Below are 22,283 nucleotides of genomic sequence, written 5' to 3'. Positions count from 1 at the left end.
TGATCCATGTATCATGAAGCCGCCAAGAAATCCCAGAACAATCGATTGAGGACGCTCCCTTGAACACCGAGAACCACTCCCAGACGGCCGCGTTCATCTGGCAGGTCGCCGATCTCCTGCGCGGTGATCTCAAGCAGTCTCAGTACGGGCGGGTGATCTTGCCGTTCACGCTGCTGCGCCGCCTGGAGTGTGTGCTGGAGCCCACCAAGGCCCAGGTGCTGGAGGCGGCGCAAGAGCACGCCAGCAAGCCGGATGGTGTCCGTGAGCGCCTTTTGCTGCGCGCTGCCGATCAGCCCTTTTTCAACGCCTCACCGCTGACCCTGGGCACGCTGTCGGACACGCAGACCGCCGATGACCTCATGAGCTACGTCCAGTCGTTCAGCGCGGATGCCCGCGAGATCTTCGAGCACTTCAACTTCGAGGACTTCGTCCAGCAGCTCTCCGCGAACAACCTGCTCTACCAAGTGGTGCAGCGGTTTGCCGGTATCGACCTCAGCCCCCGGCGCATCTCGAACTTCGGCATGGGCTCGATCTTCGAGGAGCTCATCCGCAAGTTCGCCGAGAGCTCCAACGAGACCGCCGGGGAGCACTTCACGCCCCGGGACGTGGTGCACCTCACCACCTCGCTGGTTCTCACCGGCCAGGACGACAAGCTCACGCCGCACAGCATTGTCACCGTCTACGATCCCACAGCCGGCACCGGCGGGTTTCTCTCCGAGAGCGACGAGTACATCCAGCAGGTGAGCGAGAACGTCACGGTCTCCCTACACGGCCAGGAGCTGAACCCGAGTCCTACGCCATCTGCAAGGCGGACATGCTCATCAAGGGTCAGCAGGTGGACAACATCAAGCTCGGCAACACGCTCTCCGACGACCACCTCGCCGGTCAGAGCTTCGACTACATGCTCGCCAATCCGCCCTTCGGCGTGGAGTGGAAGAAGGTCCAGAAGCAGGTCGCCGACGAACACAAGTTCAAGGGCTATGACGGCCGCTTCGGCCCTGGCCTGCCGCGGGTCTCCGACGGCTCGCTGCTGTTTCTCATGCACCTGGTGAGCAAGGTGCGTGACCCGCGGGAGGGTGGCTCGCGCATCGGCATCATCCTGAACGGCTCCCCGCTTTTCACCGGTGGTGCGGGCAGCGGCGAGTCCGAGATCCGGCGCTTCCTCCTAGAGCGCGACATGGTGGAGGCCATCGTCGCCCTGCCCACGGACATGTTCTACAACACCGGCATCGCCACCTACGGCTGGGTGCTGTCGAACAGCAAGCCCGCCCAACGGCGCGGTAAGGTCCAGCTCATCAATGCGACCGACCGCTACAGCAGGATGCGCAAGTCGCTGGGCTCCAAGCGGCAGTACATCAGCGATGCGGACATCGACACCATCGTCCGCCTCTACGGCGCCTTCGAGGAGACCGAGGAGAGCAAGATCTTCCCGGTGGAGGCGTTCGGCTACCGGCGGATTACCCTCGAACGCCCACTTCAGCTCAACTTCCAGGCCAGCGAGGAGCGCATCCGCCGCATCCTGGAGGAAAAGCCCATCCAGAAGCTCGACGAGGGCACCCAGGCGAGCATTCTCGCTGCACTTGATGCCATGGACGGAGACACCCTCTGCCGGGATCGGGACGCCTTCACCAAGGCCCTCAAGCAGGCGCTCAAGGAGCGGGACATTAAGCTCGGTGCCCCACAGATGAAGGCGGTGCTGAACGCCCTGTCCGAGCGGGACCCGGAGGCCGAGCTCTGTAAGGACAGCAAGGGCAACCCGGAGCCGGACACCAGCCTGCGAGACAACGAGAACGTGCCGCTCACGGAGTCGGTGTACGACTACTTCGAGCGCGAGGTGAAACCGCACGTGCCGGATGCCTGGATCGACGAGTCGAAGCGCGACGAGCAGGATGGCCAAGTGGGCATCGTCGGCTACGAGATTCCGTTCAACCGCCACTTCTACGTCTTCAAGCCGCCGCGGCCGCTGGAGGAGATCGACGCCGACCTCAAGGAGTGCACCGACCGGATCAAGCAGATGATCGAGGAGCTGTCGGCATGACGTTTCCGGCGTATCCCGAGTACAAGGATTCCGGAGTTCTGTGGCTGGGGCAGGTGCCGGCGCATTGGCGTGTCGTGCCAACTCGCGCCTTCGTCGAAGAAAGCGATAGGAGAAACGATGAAGGGGGCAGAGAGTACCTGTCTCTCGTGGCTGGTCGGGGCGTGATTCCTTATGCAGACAAAGGTGATGTCGGCAACAAAAAGCCCGATGATTTATCAAAATGCAAGGTCGTGGAATCCGGTGACCTTGTGCTTAATAGCATGAATTATGGGATAGGATCTTTTGGTATATCCCAATACACTGGAGTTTGTAGTCCTGTCTATATAATTCTTCGTGCAAGGCCAGAGGTGTCTTTCCCGGATAATTCACCAGCAGGGTAAGAAAAGGATGACGCAGCGCCGTAATCCCCTCAAAATCAGTGTTGTGACGACATTGATCAAGAGAGGGGACGCTGCGCCATGGGTGAAACGCTATCGCTGTTCGAGCCGTCGTTCAATGGCTCCGTGCGGGTGGAGACGCGCTCGGAGCGTCTCAGCGGCGATGCCGGTTTCCTGCTGTTGCGCGAAGTCCTCGATGACACCGGCCTCATTGACCACCTCGCCGGGCGGCTGCACGACCCGCGCTGCCCGGAGCGTGTCGTGCATTCACTCCCGGAGTTGCTGCGCGAGGCTGTTGCCATGATCGCCCAGGGCTGGGGCGATCAGAGCGACGCGCAGCGCCTGCGTGACGACCCCTTGCTCGCCCTCGCCGGCAGTGACCGGCGTGGTATGGCTGCCGCCGGCAAGACGCTGGCCTCGCAGTCGACGTTCTCGCGGTTGCTGGACCTCCTCGCCCAGCCCGCCAACCAGGCGGTGATCGACACCGCGGCGCTGGAGCTTGCCTCGCGGCGGCGGGCCGCAGCCGGCGCACCGCCGGCGCCGGTGATGACCGTCGATATCGACGGCCTCCCGCTCACTGCCCACGGTGAACAGCCAGGCAGTGAGCACAACGGCCATGTCGGTGATCGGATCCACTATCCGCTCATCGCCTCCTGTGCCGAGACGGGCGACATGCTCGCCGGGCTGCTGCGCCCCGGCAACGCCGCACCCGGCGCGCAGGCTGCCGCGTGGGTCCCGGAGCTGGTCGCCACTCTGCGCGAGCGTGGCCTTGCCCGGCAGGTGCGCTGCCGGCTCGATGCCGGGTTTACCGATGGCGCCACCCTCGAGGCGCTGGACCAGGCCGGGATCGGCTACCTGGGGCGGCTGCGCGACAACGCCGCACTGGACCGCCACTTCGACCCGCACCGCCGGCGCGGCCCGGGGCGCCCGGCCGAGCGGCCGCGGGAGTGGACCGAGGAGACGGTCTACGGCGCCGAGAGCTGGCAGCGCAAGCGCCGGGTGGTCATGGTCATCCAGGAGCACCCGGCCGAACTCTTTCGGCGGTGCTTCTACATCGTCACCAACCTGCCCGCCTCGACCCACAGCGGCGAGCAGGTCCTGGCGCTGTACCGCCGCCGTGGCAAGGCCGAGGGGCACATGGGCGAGCTCAAGGACACCATCGGCACCTCGCTGCCGTGCACCTCGCGGGGACGGGCCAGCGAGGCCGAGGTCTTCGCCCGGGCGCAGGCGCTGCTGTCGCTGCGGCTGCTCGCCTATGAGCTGCTGCACGTGCTGCGCGCCCAGATGGAGGCCGCCACGGGACAGGGCTGGAGCCTGCGGCGGCTGCGCGAGCGCGTGCTCAAGGCCGCCGCGCGTGTGCAGCGCCAGGCACGCCGGCTGCATGTGATCCTCGAGCGCCGTGCCGCGACGCTGTGGCGCACGCTGCTGGGGCGGCGTCATCGATGGCGACTGGCCGCATGACCGCGTCCGCTTCAACGCGAAAAACCATCCCCGACACGCTGGAACACCCCGGCGACGGGGGCGCTCGTCTGCAGCTGTGGCCAACCGGCTTCGAGAGCTCCTTGTGAGGCTGCTCATGCGTGTCTCGCACCCGGTTCGGAACCGTTGCACCGACCATCGGCTTCATCAACCAAGGCGCGCCGGGCGTGCCGGCCCCAGCATCAGCCAGGTCACCCAGATCAGCAACGCTAACGCCAGCATGGAAAGAGTGGATGCGGCCGGCGAGGGATTCAGTGACTCCGGGGGCTGCGGTAATCGCGGGGTCAATGCACGCGCCTGCGGCAGAATCGGATAGATATCCTCAGCCTTTCCGGTGCCAGCATTGATGCGCTCGACCACCTGGTCGGTCAAAGGGAGGGCGCGGGGAATAAGGCTCGCTCCCGGGCCCTGGGTCGAGAGCCTCACATCCCCCGGCGGGGCGGGTCCTGCCACCAAGAGTTGCGTGGACAGGGTCTCGACTGGCTGGCTGAATCCGGACATCCGCGCGGCCCCCTCATGCTCCGCTGGGAAAAAACGTGCGTAGTCGGAGGGGGCGAGGCGCGCCGGCTGCAGGTAAGGAAAGACAATGCGGTTGTTACGCTGCACCCAGTTGTCGACGCCGATCAGCCGCAGATCCCGCTGCAGCAGGGCCAGAGCGGTCGAGTTGCCGACAGGCTCCATCAGGATCGCGACGTCGGCCCCGCTATCGACCAGGGCGTCGGCCAGGGCAACGGGTGTATCGCCGTCAACCGGGCTAAGTGTGGCGGTCAATTGTAGGCCGTCGATAATGGACTGCGCGACTCGAAAGCCACTGGAACCCGTGGGCCCAGTCGCGATCACGGTCGCGTCCTCGAGGCGACTGACTTCCGGTTTCAGTGCAAAGGCCTGCAGAAAACTCGTCCCAACCAGAGCCACGGCCTCGATGCCGGAGCGCATTGGAGGCTGCCCGGTGGCTGGATCGGCCGAGCCGGGCGCAAAAAATGCCGGCGCGCCGATCAGCGCAATCCGCGCGCGCGCATCGTCGATCGCGCCAAGCGGATCATCGGATCGGATCAGGTTCACGGTGCTGGTCGGGAATGATCGGCGCAGCTGACGTAGAACGGTTCCCACCTCCCCATCCGCGTTTGCCGAAAGGGAAACCGCCAGGTTCAGGGCCTGACGATCGCGCTCCCCGATCTCGCCATCGATCAGACTGAGACGGATCAATTCTGCCCGTACCACTTCACGCGGATCCTCACCCCGCACCATGACACTTCTACTCAGCGCCTGCATCTGCGATTTCCCGATTGCACCGGCCAGTTGCCCGAGGACGTCTTCCAGCGCCGGAAAGCGTTCCAGGACCGCCTGACGATAGACCAGGGCGCCGTCATAGCGAGGAAAGAAATCAAGATCGTCCTCAAGCACATGCAGGTCGAAGATCTGGATCTGGGGGGCGGCTGAGCGGGTCAGTGCGACATCGATATCACCGTCCAGCAGGCGATCATAGAGTTCGCTTCGGTCGCGCGGCTCAATCTCGAGGGTCCTTTGGAACTCCATGCCATAGCGCCGGCCAAGGGGCGCAAGACCGTCGACGGGGCGAGCCCGCATATCGCTGTCGATCCCGAGCGCGAGCTGATCCGCGTAGCGCGCCAGATCTGAATAGCTTCGAATGCCGAGTGAGAGCGCGCGGTCGCGCAGCATTACAAGCCTGGGCCCGTTTTCAAAGCCCAACGGCTCGCTCCACTCAAGTCCGAGCGAGGCGTAGCGATCGCGCAGCAGGGCGATGGACGCATCCGGGTCGGCGTCGGGGGCTTGCGCGAGTCCCAGTAGCGCCAGACCCGCCCCCGTTTGTTCGGGATAAAGATCGATCTCGCCACGTTTCAGGGCCTCAAGCGTAAGCCGGCTGCCGCCCAGACCGATGCGTCGCTTCACGGGTATGCCGGCAGCTTCGGCGAGCTCGGCCACCAGCTCGGCGACGATCTGGTCTTCCGGGGACTGCGTGCCACCGACCTGTAATGGCTCGCGGTCACTGCCACATCCGGTAAGGATGAATAACAGGGCGAGGCTTAGTAGGATGCTGCGGGTGCCGCTCACGATAGGCTCCTTACCCGTTGATCGACCGCGCCGATGCGCGTAGGGAGTGCACACGAGCACCTCCGCGTTCGGTTCGAATTGTTCTCAGAAAACCCACCACCTGCAGCAGCAGTACCACGGAAAACGGAATCGCGCCGGTGACCGCCATCGCCTTGGCGACTTCAACCGAGCCACTAAACAGGGTGGCAACGGTGAGCACGGCGACCAGGGTGCCCCATACCAGCTTGTAGGTCAGCGGCGGGTTCAGCTGGCCTTCGCTGGTCATCATCGACAGCACGAAGCTTCCCGAATCCGCGGAAGTCACCAGGAAGATGAAAATCAGGAACAGAGCAATAAAGCCCAGCAGCTGCCCGAACGGAAAGAAATCGAGAAAGATGAAGAACGCACGGCTGACGTCCTGGGACACGAGTTCGGCAATCCCTCCGCCCCCGAAGAGCTCGATGAATACGCCCGCCCCGCCCAGCACCGCGAACCAGAACAGCGAGAAAAGCGTGGGTACGATGATGACTCCGGCGCAGAACTCGCGAATCGTCCGGCCGCGGCTGATGCGGGCGATGAAGATGCCGACGAAGGGCCCCCATGCCAGCCACCAGATCATGTAGGTCAGGGTCCAGCTGGCGGTCCAGCCCTGCAGTCCCTCGAACGGCAACAGGTGAAAGGCGAGATTCGGAAGCTGGGTCAAATAGCTGCCGAAGGAATCCACCAGCGTCTCGAAAATGAAAGCGGTCGGACCGACAAAGGCAATGTAGATCACCATCAGAACAGCCACCGCCATGTTGATGTTGGACAGGAGCTTGATGCCCTTGTCGACACCGACAGCCGTGGAGGTCATGTAGGTGGCATACATGACCGCCATGATTGCCAGGGACATACCGAAGCTCAGGGGCGTGCCACTCAGTTCGCCAAGGCCCGCCCGGATCTGCAGGGTGCCCATGGTCAGCGAGCCAGCAAGACCGAAGACGACGGCGAAGACACCAAGGACATTGGCAACCTGACCCAGGCGCTGGCCCGCAACCCCCGGGAAAAGGGCCTCGATCGGAGTGGAAATCAGCGGTTTCTGCTTCTTCCGGAAGGTGAAATAGGCAATCACCATGGCGCAGATGCCATAAATCGACCAGGCGTGCAGCCCCCAGTGCAGGTTCGTCAGGGCGAATGCAGCCCTGGCGGCCTCGGCGGTCTCGCCCGGCATCCCGGGCGGCTCACGGAAGTGGTACAGCGGTTCCGCAACACCCCAGAAGATCAAGCCTGCGCCCATGCCCCCGGCGAAGAGCATCGCGATCCAGGAGACGGTCGAGAACTCGGGTTCCTCGTCATCGTCACCCAGCTTCACGCCGCCGTAGGGGCCGAAGGCGAGGAATCCTGCGAGGATCAGAAAGCCGGTGCTAATCAGCAACCAGTACCAGCCGATGCTGGTGAGCATAAAAGTTGTGAAACCAAGGGACGTGCTGCTCATGCCCTCGGGATCGATCAGCCCCCAGGTGCCGAAGGCGGCGACCAGGATGAGTGAGACCACGAAAACCCGGTTCAGGGTGAAGCGGCGTTGCTCGACGGGCCGGGACATGACCTCTCCTCATTGCGCGGGCTGTCAAAGGATGGGGCCGATTTTGTTGCTCTTCGGTGTGTCCAGTAGAAGAGCGCGCTTCGACCCTGCTTCGGCGTTTCAGTGAAGTGCGGTTGCCTCGAGGCGCAGCCGCAGCGTTCCGGATTCATCCAGCATTTCCATGTGCCGCCCGATGATGCTGTATCTGCTCACCTCCTCGAGCGCCTTCAGGAATCGACTTGCCTGCTCCATGCCCTCGGCACAGGCCATGCGAGTCGTCGCGACCCTGGAGAGCTGGATCGATGCGCCCTTTCGTTCGTAGGCACCGCTAATGCGATTACAGCCGTCGGAACCGGCGAGCCGATTTCCCTCGTGGAACACCAGATGGGGCTCACGCTGATCCGGTGCGCGCTGCACGTGATCATCATCGAGGAACACTGCTCTCCAATACGTATTCTTGAGGTCGGCAAGTTTGACCGGCGGCGGGCATGTGAGCTCTGGCGAAACGTCGATGAACCGCTCGGGCACGAGCGTCAATACTGGGCCTGGCCCCTCCATCGGCATGCGCGACACGATTTGACCATCGAGGCTCACCCGCAACGCTTCCCCGGGCTCGTCACGCGCCGCAAGGTAGGCCTCCTCGAGGGCGCGGTTGTCGGCTTCCGTGGCTACCGGCAGTTCGAGACCGGTCAGGCATTCCTGGAAGCGTCCGGCCCCGGCCACATACCGGTACATACCCATGAGCAGCAACCGCGGCTCGAGCGGCTGGAATGCTGGCTGGCGCTCAAGGTTGTAGTTGAGTTCAGACTCGATGTGCCCCCCATCGCGGTCCAGTAGGCGCAGGGTGTCCGGCGCCGAGACGGCAAGGCGCAGCGGCGCCTCCCGGCCACCGTAGAGCGTGAGCTGATCACCGTCTGACGACAGCAGGTAACGCCCGATGTCGTCAGACGGGCTACCTGCACGATCCTGGTACGCCTGCCGCAGGAAGTACACGCCATCGTCCAGCAGATTCAGGTGGTAATCGATACCCGGGCAACTGGCACAGGGCAGCGTTCCCGTGAAGGTCGCCGGGAGCTCCCCAAGCGGGTGCGCGCGAGCACTGCCGACCCGGCGCATCCGCAGGGTGGCCGTCGACGGGAAGCCCCGGGTGATAACCTGGTGGACTTGGTCGGTGACGAATATTAGCTTGTCACCATCGTAAAGGCGCGCTGCCACACTGTAGGTATGCCGCGGGTCGATCTGCGCCGGGTCGTACTGGATCCGGAATGCGTAAGGCGGTTGTCCGGCGCTCTCCACGACCATCTTGCCCAGACGCTCGGCACCCCGGCCCGGCTGGCTGATGTCTTGGAGAACCACTTCCAGCCTGGCATTTGGCGGCGCAGCAATGCGCTCGACATAAAACGCGTTGCCGCTGACCTCGGCCATATCGGTCTGGCTGACCTTGGCTGCGCAGCCGGTCATCATCAATAACGTTAACAGGAAGGACATTTTCAACGGTTGTCGCATCGTCTTCTCTCGATTGAATTCAGCCTTTCTTTTCGCCTCGCGATTCCAGATCGACTGAACCCTTTGGCGGATAGTCCAGTTGGTCTCGTAATTCCTTGCGCGCTTTAACGCCGAGGTTCGGAAAAGGCAGTGCATCACCATCACGCAGCTCGCGAACGATTTGCTCGGCACGCTCAGTGCTTTCCTCATCAATCCCGCCATCACGGGCTAGATAATTGACAACCGACGGGAAGGCAACCCCGGTTCCCGATTCTTCGACAATGTCGATCAGGCGCAGAAAAACATCTTCCTGAACGGCAAGGAATTCGTTCCAGTCATTGGTTTTGACATAGGCAAAGATTTCTATGTCAACCGAGTGTTCACCAAAACCAAGGAATCGAGCCCTTGACGGTTCAGGTGTAATCATCGGGTGCTTCAGAAGTAGAATGCGAATCTCGGTCAGTACCCAGCGTAACTGGTCAGGTGTTGTTTCGTAGCGCAGCCCAATCGTTTTGCGCAGGAGTATTCTGTCGCGCCTGGTCAGATTCTCGATATTAAGGTTGATGAATTCAGCATTTGGAATTGTGATGATGGTTCTATCCAGGGAACGCAACTTCACCGATCGCAAGCCGATGCCCTCGATAACGCCCAGATGCTCCCCTACTTGGCAAAAGTCTCCCGCCTCCACGGGTTTGTCAGCAAACAGTGTGAGGCCGCCAATCAGGTTTTCCAGAGTGCTGCGTGCTGCCAGAGCCACGGCCAGGCCGCCGATACCCAGCCCGGCAATCACGCCTTGATAGGGTATGGAAAGAACCTCGGCGAGGAATAGAATAGCGCCAATGATAACAGCCAGTTTGGCGATAGAAGTGGCCAAAGAGCGAAGAATTTGATCTTGCGTGGCGCGTAATTCAAGAAACTCATTGATCTTGTCTACAAAGTTATACGCGAGCCAGCCTCCAATAATCGATAGAATCACACTGAAGAAAACGCGCAAGGGTATATCGACCGATTGGGGGAGGCCCAGACTCTGGACTGCGAATAGCCCGATAGCTGCAACGAAGACCAGGCGTAATGGCCAGATAAAGCGGACGGCAGCAGAGAGGGAATGCTCGTCCTCATGCGTTTGTAGCCGGAGGACTTTGGCGGCACCCCAGGTGAGCACCCAACCCAGGGGAAGAGCCATGAGGAGCCATAGCGTCAAGGCGAGCCATTGCCAAAGCTCCACGCCTGCGCGCGTCTCTTGAAGCAGGTCTCGGTGGAGGCCGCGAACCTGATTACGCAATTGGAAAAAGGTTGTGGGTTGGCGGGCGCGCTCCTTATCGCCGAGCAGCGGCATATCCTCCAACGCCATGAACAGCTGGCGCGCGCTGTCCATGGTGTCGGCACTGAACTGCCATTGGACGGACCCGTCTTCCCGCTCAGACGGCACGATCTCCACAAGCCCGGTCGGGTGAAGAAAATGAACGTACCGCCCGCGCCGTTCCGGGTTATCCGGTATTTCCTGGCGTAACGGGCGTCCGATACGGTAAAGCACTTCAATGAGATACTCCCCGAGCAGGGCGCCTTCTTCGTTGCGTATCGCAGCCGGTATCCGGGACAGATCCATGGTTTCCAGAAACAGCTCGGTATTCTTTTTTTCAGCCTGGTCCCAGTACTCGATGAAGGTCCGCATTGTGGCTCGGGGCGAGCCGAGTTCACGATGGGCGCGTGAATGCGGGACCACCCCTCCGTGGATCGCCGTCAGTTCCTCCAATGATTCACGCATCTCGCCTTCCGGCGGGATCACCAGGCGCCATGCAGGCCCACTTCGTTCGTCGCCGGCATCCACGGCTCTAAAAGTCACCGGATAACTCAGGTTGCTACCCGCCTGAGTCAGTTCAACCGTGTAATCTGTCTCGCCAGTGATGTCCCCGATTGGGCGCAGTTCCCAGATGCGAAACGTCAGGCGGTCAACGATCTGGAAAAACAAGCGTGTCAGATCGATGCGTTGATAGGGCGTTAGCTCCTCCCCGTTGGCCGAAAAGTCCAGCAGGGGAAGGACAATGCCCAGCCGATCGCTTCGGCCTTCCCCCGCCTTGTTCCCGGCCCGAACAAAGGACTCCAGCGTTCGCTCCGGGCTTGACATGTCGAGTTCGCCAAAAAAGGCACTCGCCATATCGATCTGCGTGCGCGCACCGGTCCACCACTCTCCCGTGCCGAAGCGCCCCATGAACGTTTGTTGGTCCGGCGACATGACGAAGGTGAAAACCCCTTCGCCAGCGGCATCCATCCAGGTCCCGGTGAGCTGAGTGCCGTCGATGCGACCCTCGATAACACCCTCGAATCCGGGATAGGTTCCGACAACATCCTTGCCGTCCTGGTGTAGGTCCATCACCGCGCCGCCACCGCGCCACTGCGTGTCCCATACCCCCGTCCAGTCCTGCATCTCGTCCGCTGTTGCCGGAGACACCAGAGTTAGCAGGGCCATGAATGCAATCAGAATGTTTTTCATGGGTTATCGCGATTTGTGCATCAGTTGCAACATGAAATGCTGAATATCGGAGGCGCCTCCGTCCTCCAGCACTTCGTTCTGGTAGGTAACAATCGCCGCGCCGCCCGGCCATGTCGGAAATCCCCCGCCTACTGCCAGGCGCAGGCTTCGCCGGGAGTCCTCAACCCGCTCGCCATCAATCGACGTCCGGCCACCGGCACTCGCTATCAGCCCGCCGCTGAGCCAGGCTGAGCCGGCGACATTGCGACTGTAGTGGGCCTCCAGGCCCCACATTGGCTGCTGGCGCAGTGTCCCGCCGCCGGCGATATCACTGTTGCTGGTGAATAGCCTCACGCTTGGATAGAAGTCCCACCAGGAATAGCCATCATTACGCGTGATGCTGTAGTTGAGGGTCGACTTCAATGCCCACCGGTTGGCGCCGATGTTGACGGGTGAATCCGAGTGATAGGCCCCGGTTGGTGTGGTGAGGGCGAAGTGCAGGCCCGCGTAATCCCCGGGCGTATGCTGGCGAAACCGCTCGCGTGGCAACGCGGGTGCGCCGAACAGGTTATAATCGAAGGTCAGGACGATGTCACCGCGGTCCTGCTCATCCACCAGGACTTGATCCGTGTCGGTTTCGTAGGACAGCAGCGAGGTCCAGGGCAGAGACACGCCGAAGCCACCGGTCCGCCCGTTGATCGAGGTGATGTAGCTATAACTCAGGCTCACGGTCTGGTTCCGAGATTGGATGGTGTCATCCCCGATCGCCGGATCTGCCCACGTCGCCGAGCGGACTCCGTTGAAGGTCATGGTGAAAAGATGCGTATCGACGGGTGTATTGATGTAGTAGCGCCCCACCTGTCCAATCGCCTGCGAGTGGGGTAGCAGCAGGAGAGGCATCGCAACGATTGTCAGGGGAAGAGGAGCAGGCCAAAACGCCATCTAACTACCCGGAACCAACATGGAAAAACCCAGGCGGACGGACCACTTCGGCAGCCCCTGCTGGTCGCGGAGGTTGTACTCCGGGTTGATCGACCACTTCACCGACTGGCCACCGAGACTCATTACCTTACTGAGTAGCAGACCGACGGGCAGATTCACGAAGGCACTGCGCTCCCAGTCATACGTCCATTGGGCATCCCCGGTGGCAACCGCCCAGCCATTGCCCAACTGATAGGCGATAACGGGTTGCAAGCTGCTTATGCCAATATCACCCGCGAACAGGTTCTGATTGAACACGCCATAGGTCCAGCGCTCGCGCGAGGCCACGAACCCAACCGCGGGCCCCAGCGCGAAGGTGTCGGATTTGCCGTCCTTTCCCGGTAAAAGCTGGGCGACAGGACCGACGCCCCAGCGGCCCCATGGCTCATCAAAGACCGTCAGATTGAAGACGGTCACATCGGCCAGTCCGTCGGTTGTTGCCCCGCTGTTGGTGTAGTTAACGGTCGTGCGCAGGATGTTGCTTGTATTCCACGCACGGAAGGGCAGGACCGTCTGGAACTGGCTGAGGTCCGCGGCGGCATCGAGTCCATGAAACTCCGGAATTCTCGTGTAGCGGAGGTTGAGCGACATCAGCGACGCCGTCGGGTCGGCCGCTTTCCTGGCCAGTTCCTCGCTGTCGTCAGCAAAACCAACGGGGCTGGTGATCGCAATTGCGATCACCAGCCCCGCTTTTGCAATGCCCTTTCGAAAAGTGCTTCCGACGGGTCTTCTCATCCAATAAATCCTTCAGCTTGAAACTCAGTCTTTGGACTCGCGTTGCCAGGGTTTCCAGGGACCGTCCGGGTCTTCCGGCAGACTGCGGGAGATCGGCGGACCAAGGGAGCCGTCGGAGCCATCTGGGTAGGGGTCGGTGAGCATGATCATCTCGGTGAAGCCCGTGGCGACGATCGGCCCGTCGGGTCCACCCTCCCGCAACTGGATCACCCCTTCGATGTACGGCCCACCAAAGCCCATTCCCTCCTGCTCAGGGAAAGTCGGCTCGTACCAGTACGTGCCGTGTGGTGTCTCGATCCGGCCATACCAGGGGTACTCTTTGCCCGACTTTTCCGACGTCCACATCCGCTCGGGGATCAGCTTGAAGGCCGGGCCGAAGTGATAGCTTCGCTCGAAGGTCTCACCATCCATGAACAGGTAGCGGTTGACCTCGTAATGCGGGTTCCGGAAATTAAGGCCCTCGTAGTACTGGCGGAACGTCATCAGGTCGCCATTATCGAAACGGAACCACGCCCAGAAATAGCGGTATTGCAGCGTGTTGCGGAAGTTGCCCCACTGATGCTCAAACCACCCGGTGCCTTCGAAGCGAACCGTGCGACCGCCCACTTCTATCTCGCCCGAAGTGGCCATGTTGGGCGCAGTGTAATAGTAGGTCAGGCCGTACATGGTCTCCGGGTTTTGCCGCTGTTGCGGATCGAACCCGATGCTTTCCAGCCCCCAGTAGGCCATGGGTACGTACCCGGGCTGCTGCAGCTCTGCTGTCATGTCAAGGTTGAAGGGTGCGTTCCACTCGTCCTCCTTGGTGTTATAGCCCGAAAACTGCCATGTCTCCGTCGCGTGGGTGTAAGCGGTCGTGAATCCGTTCTTGCCGTCGTCGATCTCGTAGCGGAAGTGGAAGTCCTCGGCGTCCGGCGCCGACCCCTCCGTGGTCATCGGTCCTGTGACGTAGAGAAGCGCGGTGTGGAACTCGCCGGTGTCGAGGTTGTGGAAGGCGAACAGGACGTTGTGCAGCGGGTGGCCGTCCTCTTCCATCCAGCCCTGGCTCAGCGGCACCCAGAACACGGATACGCGTTCGTCGGTCTCCACGTCGCGGCCGAGGACGGTGATGTAATGCCACTCGTTGAAGTCGTTTTTCTGGTAGAAATCACCGCCGTGCCAGGCATGATCCCGGGGCAACTGATAGAGAGCCTGGCCGGTTTCTGTCTCCACGCCTGGGCCTTCGAATGGCGGCGGCATTTCAGCGCTTGCGGTATATAGAACCCCCCCGAGCAGGAAAGCTGCCGCGGCCATGATTGTTTTTTGACTCATCATGCGTCCTCTTCGTTCTGGAACATCACTCGTACGATCTTCATGAAACCCAGCGGGCAAACCGGAATGACTCTCGCGCAGGCGTAGAACAGAACCGACGCGTCGCAACTTTTTTCAGGCTAGCCGGGAATCGGCGCCTGGCGTAGTCTAAAAAGTGCAGGATTCAGGGAGGCACTGATTTTCTCGTTGCTTGCCGTTCCGACAGCGGGCACGAGTTGCGATACTACGTCCTGGCACTAAGTCACACTGATGGATCATCTGTTGAGCGGCGACGAGAGAGAAACAGTGAGCAGCATCCGACGAACTCACTTCCAGTCTGTTGAGGAGTTCGAGGCGGCCTTGCGGTCGGTTTGGGACGTTGAGATTACCCAGGCCGAGGCTGGGCCGGGCGCCGCCACCTTATGGTCGACGACGACGGCGGGCTGTCTTGTTTACGGTGGCGCCGGAAACCGCGCAATGGTCTATTCGGGGCGGCGCTCCGAGGGCTATTGGACCTTGACACCGATTACACGTCTCTCTGCGTGTGGGCGTTATCGCGGACAAGTTCTAGAGGACGGAGATCTCTTGTTTCTCGACCCCGGCGGCGAGGTCTTTCAACAAACCCGCGAAGGCCATCGTCAGCATGCAATCTCGATCCCGGTGACCATGGCGGAACGGATTGTTACCTCGGAACATGGCCTGCCCCCGGAATCCATAGTCCGGCAATGGTCCCGGAAAAAAGCACCGCGGGCGTCGGCGCGGCTTGAGCGTCTGCTGATGCAGTTATTATCGGGAAAAATGTCAGCTTGCACCGGAAGACAGTCTGACGAGGCCGAGCTGGTGGGGCAGGTGATCGCTGAGGCGCTATCCGGAAGTGCGCCTCAAACCCTTCGTTCTTCGCTTGCCAATCGACGCCGTATTATCTCCCAGGCAGAGGAGCTGATTCGCAATCGCCTGAACCAGCCCCCCAATATCACCGAGCTCTGCGAGGCGACCTATTCCAGCCGCCGTCTGTTGTTTAACGCATTCCATGAACTGTTGGGACGATCTCCAATTGCTCACATCAGGATCCTGCGGCTCCATGCCGCACGCCGCAGGATACGAGCCGATGCCAATGAAGCGAACATCCAGGAAATCGCTGCCGAACTCGGTTTTTTTCACCCCGGACAATTCGCGTTATATTATTCGCGGTGTTTCGGTGAATCACCGAGCCAAACACGCCGTTTCTGGCAGGGCTTTTCCTTTGCCAGAGAGTCGGTTCTAGAGAAGAAAACGAGACGAACATGACGCATCACTATTCCCTGGACGACTCTTTATGAAAGCAAGGCTGATCGCCGTGCTCTGCATGAGTGCGTTTCTCGTGGGCTGCGGATCCGAACCAGATGTACCGGAGGCGACGCCAGTGGGAATCGGCGTCTATGAACTCACGGAGTCCGAGATCAGGCAGCAGTGGAATGTGGTTGGTCGCACCCAGGCTGTTGAGTCGGTGGCGATCCGGGCGCGCACTGAAGGTGAAGTGACCGAGGTGCTGGTACAGCGCGGTGGTCGGGTCGATGCCGGTGACGTTCTATTCCGTCTCAACGATGACATGGCCCGGGAGCAGGTGGGGCGTGCAGAGGCCCAAGTCAACTCCTGGCGCAGCGCCAACACGCTGGCCCAAAGGAACTTTCAAAGGGGGCTTGAATTACGTGCCGAGGGATATCTTTCCATCGCAGATCTTGATCGCCTGAGAAACGAAGCCGAACAGGCGGAATCGGCCCTGGCGGATGCCGAAGCAGCACTCCGACAGAGCCGGCTCAACCTGGACTACACCGTAATCCGAGCCCCAATCAGCGGCCGCGCCGGAGATACAAGGGTGACACTGGGTGACCTGGTGAGCCCCGCCTCAGGGGCACTGCTCGAGATCATTGACCCGGACCCTATCCGCGTCCAGTTCCAGCTTACCGATCGCGAGTTCGCGCAAGTGTCGAATATGCGGGATCAGACTCAGAGCACGATCGGATTGGAGACCTACATGCTGCTTGACGGCTATCAACGGCATCCGTTCCCCGGCACCATCGAGTTTGTTGACATTGTTGTACAGGAGACGACCGGAACGGTCGCCGCGACGGCTACTTTCGCGAATCCGGCTGAGACGCTGTTACCGGGTCAGTTTGTGACCCTTCTGATTGAGCGGTCCGAGTCCACTCCCGGTCTGCTGGTGCCCGAGCAGGCCGTGCAGCGTAATCAGCTTGGTCCGTTCGTCATGCAGGTTGGACCAGACGGCACAGTTAGTCAAAGACAGCTCACCCTCGGCCCCCGCTACGGCTCTGCCTGGCAGGTCGAGGACGGATTGCAGGTCGGGGATCTGGTGGTGGTGGAAGGCCTGCAGAAAATCCGACCTGACATGCCGACTCAGTTAAGTTTTTACGACCGCGATCCGGAAACCGGACTTTTGGCGCCTCGGGAGATGATCCAGCCGTGAGCGCTTTCTTCCTCGACCGGCCAAAGTTCGCCTTTGTCCTGTCGATTCTCATCACATTGGCCGGAGTGCTTGCGCTGCAGGTCCTGCCGGTCAATATGTACCCCGATCTCGCCCCACCGCAGGTGCAGGTGCGTGCGGTTTATCCCGGGGCCAGCGCGGAGGTTGTCGCCGACGCTGTGGTACGGCCGATTGAACAGCGTCTCAATGGCGTCGAGGGCATGATTTACATCGAGTCCTCTGCGACCAGTGACGGTGCAGCCAGCATTACGGTCACGTTCGCCACCGGGACCGATTCGGACATGGCCCAGGTCAATGTGCAAAATCGCGTCAAGCTAGCCGAAAGCCAGTTGCCCGAGCCCGTGCGCCGTGAGGGTGTGGTGGTGCGCAAACAGGCCGGCAACATGCTGATGGGGATTAATCTGGTTTCCGAGCGCCCCGGTCTGGACGCTCTGTTTCTGAGTAACTACGCCAACACCAGTCTTCTGGAGAATATCGCCCGAGTGCCAGGTGTGGCCGAGGCCAGTGTGCTTGGCACCAGTGAGTACGCCATGCGTCTCTGGTTGGATCCGGGGCGCATGAACCAGCTTGGCGTCACCGTCGCCGACATCAACGCTGCGGTGCGAGAGCAGAACCAGATTGTTGCGGCAGGGGCGCTTGGCCAGGAGCCCGCGCCCCCGGGACAGATCTTCACGTTCAATATCCGCAGTGAAGGCCGTCTGAGCGAAGCCGGTGAATTCGGGCAGACGGTGCTGCGCGTCAGCCCCGAGGGTCGAGTCGTCCGACTCGGCGATGTTGCCAGGATCGAACTGGGGGCGCGATCCTACGCCGCGACGTCGCAGCTCAATGACCAGGATACCGCCTTTCTTGTCATTTACCAGCTTCCCGATGCCAACGCACTGGATGTCGCTGAACGCGTTCGCGACGAAATGACGGCCCTCGCGACGAATTTCCCGGATGGCCTGAGCTACCGGATTCTGTTCGACAGTACGCGGTTCATTGATGAATCCATCAACGAGGTAGTCAACACACTATTCGTTGCGGTGGTCCTGGTCGTGCTCGTGGTCTTTCTGTTCCTGCAGAGCCTGCGCGCGACGCTGATTCCGGCTGTCGCCATTCCGGTTTCGCTGATCGGCACCTTTGCCTTCATGGTTCTCATGGGGTACTCGATCAACCTGATCACCCTGTTCGGGCTGGTTCTGGCCATCGGCATTGTCGTGGATGACGCCATTGTGGTGATCGAGAATGTCGACCGCCTGATCAAGGAAAAGGGCCTCGACGTACGAGAAGCAGTAAGTCAGGCCATGCGCGAGATCAGCGCGCCGATCATTTCCACCACCCTGGTGCTGTTGGCCGTGTTCGTGCCGGTGGCCTTTCTGCCTGGCATCACCGGCGAGCTTTTCCGACAGTTTGCGGTGACGATCTGCTTTGCAGTGCTGATTTCATCGGTTTGCGCTCTGACTCTGTCGCCGGCGCTCAGCTCGGTTTTGCTGCGCAAGGAAGCTGAGCCGTTGCGCCTGCTGAGCCCGGTGGAGTGGTTGCTTCAACGGTTGACTGCGGGCTACAGCTGGCTGATCGGCCGATTGCTCAAGCGCATGCTTGTCGTCGCCGGACTTTTTCTGGCTCTGCTCGGACTCCTGGGATACCTGGCAGCCACAACCCCGACCGGCTTTGTGCCAGAAGAGGATCAGGGGTTCCTGTTTGTCGATGTGCAGTTGCCGGATGCGGCGTCGGGCAGCCGAACCGCTGCGGTGATGGAACAGGTTGTTGATGAGGTGTTGCAGGATCCTGCGGTTAGCGACTTCATCAGCGTTAGCGGTTTCTCGCTGCTCAGTGGCAGTGGCTCGAACATGGGCTTTGGTGTGGTAGTGCTGAAGGACTGGTCTGAGCGCGAATCGGCATCCCTACAACCCGCCGCGGTCGTTCCACGACTCAATGCCCGACTATGGGCCATTCCGGCAGCTCGCGTCATGGCTTTCAACGTGCCTGCCATTCCAGGTCTGGGGGTGACGGCCGGGTTTGATCTCAGGTTGCTGGATTCTGCTGGCGTGCCGCCGGAAGATTTGGCGGCGACGGCTGATAACCTCGTATTACAGGCCAACCAGCGCGAAGAGATGGTCGGCGTGCGACACAACCTTCGCGCCAATGTCCCCATGTTCGATCTGGAGGTCGACCGCGACAAGGCGCAGTTGCTCGGCGTTGATTTCGGCGATGTCTTTCTGACCTTGCAGGCACAGCTCGGCGGCCTTTATGTCAATGATTTCAATCAGTTCGGCCGAACCTACAGGGTCATGCTCGGATCGGAAGGCGCCTACCGTTCCCGACCAGAGGATTTGCGCCATTTCGAGGTTCGCAATAACCGCGGCGAGATGGTGCCCATTGCCGGGATCGCCCGTCTTGAGCCCTCTCAGGGCGCAACGCGTATCGAAGGGTTCAATTTGAATCGCAGCGTCACGATCAATGGTGAGCCTGCTCCTGGCCTCTCAACCATGGAAAGCGTCGGGGTAATGGAAGAGCTGCTGACGGAACTGCCGGATGGCTACACGTTTGCCTGGGCTGGCCAGACCTTGCAGGAGCTGGAAGCCGGGAATCTGATCGTTGTCCTCTTTTTGCTGGCCATCGTTGCCGTTTACCTGTTCCTGGTGGCCCTGTATGAAAGCTGGACCTTGCCACTTGCGGTCCTACTATCGGTTCCGCTGACTTTCCTGGGCTCCTTCCTGGCTTTTCGCGCTACCGGACAGGCGCTGGACATTTATGCCCAGATCGGACTGGTGCTCCTGGTCGCGATGTCGGCCAAGACGGCCATCCTGATTGTGGAGTTCGCAGCCCAGTTGCGACGCGAGGGCAGGCCCATCCGTACGGCGGCTGCCGACGCCGCGGTGCAACGGTTTCGTGCGGTGCTGATGACCGGGCTCTCGTTCATGCTCGGCGTTGTGCCACTGGTTATGGCCAGCGGGGCCGGCGCCGCCAGTCGGATCAGTCTCGGTATCACCGTGCTTTCCGGGACCACGGCTACGGTCATTCTCGTAACGCTGATGACGCCGGCCTTCTACGTCATGATCCAGAGCATGCGTGAGCGTTTATCCGGCCCCGCGGAGGGGCTTCCGGCGGAGCCCGAGCAATCGGTAGACGGGCAATCCGGGCAGCCGGTATGAGTCACCCGTTGCGACTCCTGTTTCTTGGCTTGCGCTCGGCGTCCCGCGACCGATATGTTCGGGGGCTGCTGGCCCTTGCCTTCACGATCATTGGCCTTGCCGCGTTGTTCTACGCAATTGTCGAAGACTGGCCCTATCTGGATGCCCTCTATTTTTCAGTCATGACCATTGCAACGGTTGGTTATGGTGATCTGGCGCCAGTGACAACCATCGGGCGTCTTTTTACTATTGCGTACGTGCTTGTAGGGCTGGGGATTTTCATTGCCGCCGCCAGTGCTTTAGCAGCCGCGATTCTTTCGCAAAGTGATGTGGAGCCTCAGGATCAGGACCGCGAGTGACATGCCGCCATCACAGTGGCAGGGTCAGACCCGCTAGGTTCAAGGGGTTGCGGTAGGCAACCTGTTCCCCTTGACTGGAATACGCACCGGCATCGTCTCTCGCGCCGTACGGGATCGAGGCTGTTCACCCGGACACGTTTGTGGAGCAACAGATCGATCTTCACGAGGGCGCGGTATAACCACGCCCAAACGACGCCGCGCTGCGCTCCGCAACCCTCCGAAATCCGTTGACGAATACCTCGGGACGCTCGCCGCCCAGGGGTTTGTCGTCACAGCCGACAGACTGCGCCAGTTCGCAGACGTCCTCTCACCTAAACCCACTTTGCCGCCAAAGGACGCTGACCGACCCTAAGCCGCCGGTCGCCCGGCATCTGCGAGAGTCCGCTTTCAAGAACTGTCCACGACACCCGGGGAAGTCCAATCCGCAGCATAATTGTCTGCGATACGCTCAGGATCTAGCGCCCGCCGCCGGGCGTTGCCAATGTCCTCAGCTCTGCAGATTAGGGAGCGGCCACGGTGGTTTTGCCAGTGCCCAAGCTCGTGGGCTGTGGAGAATCGAACTCGTGACGGCAGAGCTCGGTTGTCTACTGTGATAATCGCCCTTTCGCCGAAACCAACGATTCGCGCTTCGCAGCCCTCGAGCGGGCGATACTTCACTATCGCTCCTTGATCATATGCGATTGCTTCTAGATCGATCTCTTGGGGCTGGGTCACACCGAGCGACTGCAGCAGCTGCTCAGCGGGGCGGAGCGGGCTCACAGCAGGTTGCCCTCTTCGTCAATTACTCCGAGTTCCACTAGATCCTGAAGGTAAGTGTCAATATCCGCGCCATGGTCATCTTGGTTGCGTGCCGCCATGGTGAGCTTCTCTCGAAGAGCGGGATCATCGCTTGAGAACCGCTCGATTAGCGCCCATTTCTGCTCCGGCGAAAGTTCAACAACACTCAATGTCGTCTTTGAAGCGAGCGCATCGTATCCCCGCCGAGCTGCCTGCAGCCGCTGCTTACTATGCGCGGAAACCACAGCGTTAATGAGGCTTCTCGTCTCAGCGGCGGCGGCCACCGGATTGTCGTATTCCTGGAGCAAGTCCTCGTCGCTCAGTTCATCTACATCTCGCGCGAGGGTTGACCCGAGTCGGGCCAACTGCTTCTTCGATCTATCCTGGTTACCAATCATGATTGATTGCCTCCGCCGAACTCGCGCTCGATCGTGCGCCGTACTCGCCGTCGCGCTGTAGCGTATTCTTTATCGTCCATGGACTCTGCCTCCTTGATCTCCGTCGCCGACCACTCTTCCATGTCGCCTATGACAATGGCCAGCGCAGGCGGATCGTCAGCAAACAGGGTTTCCAGGCGATATATGGTCCTCCCCAGTTGGTCTTGCGCCGATACCACTTCTTCTGCGGACAGTGAGTGAATATCTGCGGCTCCGTCTGGGAGGTTGTCGTAATCGTCGACGGGGATCGATGACTGACGGGCATACTTGTCTCTCTCTCCATCGGCGATGCTCCGCATGGCATTACCCAAGTAGACGGCCACTGGGACGTCCTCGGGGCAATTGCGTCCCTCGGCCTCAAGTGTGCGAAGTATCGCCTCCTGCAAGAGGTCGTCGCCTCCCAGACCTGTTCCAGGGGCATATAGGGCAGCCTTCTTCCTGAGTCGCAACAGATCTGCATCCGTCAGCTCCTCCAATGCGGCCATGAATCCCGCTTGGTCCCGATATGTCCTATGCGAGGTTCCCGCCACCGGCCCCACTCCTCTTGTCCTTATAGGCGGTCGGCGAGCACCACTCCAGACAAACTTTTTTCGCTGTCGTGTCCGAGCCGCCCCTAGTTTACCGCCTAGGTTAAGTAAGTAGAGCAATTG

Annotated in this window: 16 protein-coding genes and 1 pseudogene; 8 read left to right on the top strand and 9 right to left on the bottom strand. The window is 60.9% G+C overall.

The window, feature by feature from the left end; genetic code table 11:
• The first annotated feature begins 59 nt into the window (after positions 1 to 59).
• The 3 genes and pseudogenes from J2T57_RS13870 to J2T57_RS13860 all read left to right on the top strand — a co-directional run bounded on the left by J2T57_RS13870 (position 60) and on the right by J2T57_RS13860 (position 3,876).
• Positions 60 to 2,038: pseudogene (locus tag J2T57_RS13870) on the top strand (type I restriction-modification system subunit M).
• Positions 2,035 to 2,418: a hypothetical protein gene (locus J2T57_RS13865; RefSeq protein ID WP_253479377.1), complete on the top strand. Its 384-nt coding sequence runs from the start codon at positions 2,035 to 2,037 to the stop codon at positions 2,416 to 2,418. Before J2T57_RS13870 ends, J2T57_RS13865 begins: the two are co-directional and overlap by 4 nt.
• 78 nt (positions 2,419 to 2,496) lie before the next feature.
• The gene (locus tag J2T57_RS13860) at positions 2,497 to 3,876 is read left to right on the top strand and encodes an IS1380 family transposase (protein ID WP_253479284.1); all 1,380 of its coding nucleotides are present in this window, start codon (positions 2,497 to 2,499) and stop codon (positions 3,874 to 3,876) included.
• 165 nt (positions 3,877 to 4,041) lie between these two features.
• Here the strand turns inward: J2T57_RS13860 and J2T57_RS13855 are convergent, their stop codons facing one another.
• The 7 genes from J2T57_RS13855 to J2T57_RS13825 all read right to left on the bottom strand — a co-directional run bounded on the left by J2T57_RS13855 (position 4,042) and on the right by J2T57_RS13825 (position 14,489).
• Positions 4,042 to 5,967 carry a glycine betaine ABC transporter substrate-binding protein gene (locus J2T57_RS13855; protein ID WP_253479282.1) on the bottom strand — a complete coding sequence of 642 codons (1,926 nt, stop codon included), beginning with the start codon at positions 5,965 to 5,967 and terminating at the stop codon, positions 4,042 to 4,044.
• 10 nt (positions 5,968 to 5,977) lie between these two features.
• Positions 5,978 to 7,528 carry a BCCT family transporter gene (locus J2T57_RS13850; RefSeq protein WP_167781399.1) on the bottom strand — a complete coding sequence of 517 codons (1,551 nt, stop codon included), beginning with the start codon at positions 7,526 to 7,528 and terminating at the stop codon, positions 5,978 to 5,980.
• Between the two features lie 99 nt (positions 7,529 to 7,627).
• Positions 7,628 to 9,013 (bottom strand): YbaY family lipoprotein, encoded by a 1,386-nt coding sequence (locus J2T57_RS13845; RefSeq protein WP_253479280.1) that lies wholly within the window; start codon positions 9,011 to 9,013, stop codon positions 7,628 to 7,630.
• 19 nt (positions 9,014 to 9,032) lie between these two features.
• Positions 9,033 to 11,483 (bottom strand): mechanosensitive ion channel family protein, encoded by a 2,451-nt coding sequence (locus J2T57_RS13840; RefSeq protein ID WP_253479278.1) that lies wholly within the window; start codon positions 11,481 to 11,483, stop codon positions 9,033 to 9,035.
• Between the two features lie 3 nt (positions 11,484 to 11,486).
• Positions 11,487 to 12,362: a transporter gene (locus tag J2T57_RS13835; protein ID WP_253479276.1), complete on the bottom strand. Its 876-nt coding sequence runs from the start codon at positions 12,360 to 12,362 to the stop codon at positions 11,487 to 11,489.
• A gap of 42 nt (positions 12,363 to 12,404) precedes the next feature.
• A complete protein-coding gene (locus tag J2T57_RS13830) occupies positions 12,405 to 13,178 on the bottom strand; it encodes a hypothetical protein (RefSeq protein WP_253479274.1) in 774 nt (257 codons plus the stop codon).
• Positions 13,179 to 13,202: 24 nt separating this feature from the next.
• Complete coding sequence (locus J2T57_RS13825) at positions 13,203 to 14,489, bottom strand: lipocalin-like domain-containing protein (protein ID WP_253479272.1); 1,287 nt, start codon at positions 14,487 to 14,489, stop codon at positions 13,203 to 13,205.
• Between the two features lie 246 nt (positions 14,490 to 14,735).
• Here J2T57_RS13825 and J2T57_RS13820 point away from each other — a divergent pair, with 246 nt between their 5' ends.
• From J2T57_RS13820 to J2T57_RS22585, 5 genes are all read left to right on the top strand, one after another.
• Positions 14,736 to 15,752 carry a helix-turn-helix domain-containing protein gene (locus J2T57_RS13820; protein ID WP_253479270.1) on the top strand — a complete coding sequence of 339 codons (1,017 nt, stop codon included), beginning with the start codon at positions 14,736 to 14,738 and terminating at the stop codon, positions 15,750 to 15,752.
• A 28-nt stretch (positions 15,753 to 15,780) separates the two neighbouring features.
• Positions 15,781 to 16,929 (top strand): efflux RND transporter periplasmic adaptor subunit, encoded by a 1,149-nt coding sequence (locus J2T57_RS13815; RefSeq protein WP_253479267.1) that lies wholly within the window; start codon positions 15,781 to 15,783, stop codon positions 16,927 to 16,929.
• Positions 16,926 to 20,081 carry an efflux RND transporter permease subunit gene (locus J2T57_RS13810; RefSeq protein WP_253479265.1) on the top strand — a complete coding sequence of 1,052 codons (3,156 nt, stop codon included), beginning with the start codon at positions 16,926 to 16,928 and terminating at the stop codon, positions 20,079 to 20,081. Before J2T57_RS13815 ends, J2T57_RS13810 begins: the two co-directional genes overlap by 4 nt.
• 8 nt (positions 20,082 to 20,089) lie before the next feature.
• Positions 20,090 to 20,419 (top strand): potassium channel family protein, encoded by a 330-nt coding sequence (locus J2T57_RS13805; protein ID WP_253479263.1) that lies wholly within the window; start codon positions 20,090 to 20,092, stop codon positions 20,417 to 20,419.
• Between the two features lie 70 nt (positions 20,420 to 20,489).
• The gene (locus tag J2T57_RS22585; protein WP_494546284.1) at positions 20,490 to 20,771 is read left to right on the top strand and encodes a VapC50 family PIN domain-containing toxin; all 282 of its coding nucleotides are present in this window, start codon (positions 20,490 to 20,492) and stop codon (positions 20,769 to 20,771) included.
• 403 nt (positions 20,772 to 21,174) lie between these two features.
• On the opposite strand, the gene J2T57_RS13800 is transcribed toward J2T57_RS22585, so the two are convergent.
• Positions 21,175 to 21,594 carry a hypothetical protein gene (locus J2T57_RS13800; RefSeq protein WP_253479261.1) on the bottom strand — a complete coding sequence of 140 codons (420 nt, stop codon included), beginning with the start codon at positions 21,592 to 21,594 and terminating at the stop codon, positions 21,175 to 21,177.
• Positions 21,591 to 22,118, bottom strand: a complete 528-nt coding sequence (locus J2T57_RS13795) for a hypothetical protein (protein WP_253479259.1) — start codon at positions 22,116 to 22,118, stop codon at positions 21,591 to 21,593. The genes J2T57_RS13800 and J2T57_RS13795 overlap by 4 nt, the downstream gene beginning before the upstream one ends.
• Between the last annotated feature and the right edge of the window lie 165 nt (positions 22,119 to 22,283).

This window comes from Natronocella acetinitrilica (assembly GCF_024170285.1).
Taxonomy (GTDB): Bacteria; Pseudomonadota; Gammaproteobacteria; order Nitrococcales; family Aquisalimonadaceae; genus Natronocella; species Natronocella acetinitrilica.
The sequence above is the reverse complement of the archived record's forward strand: the minus strand, read 5'-3'. Positions and strand labels throughout refer to the sequence as shown.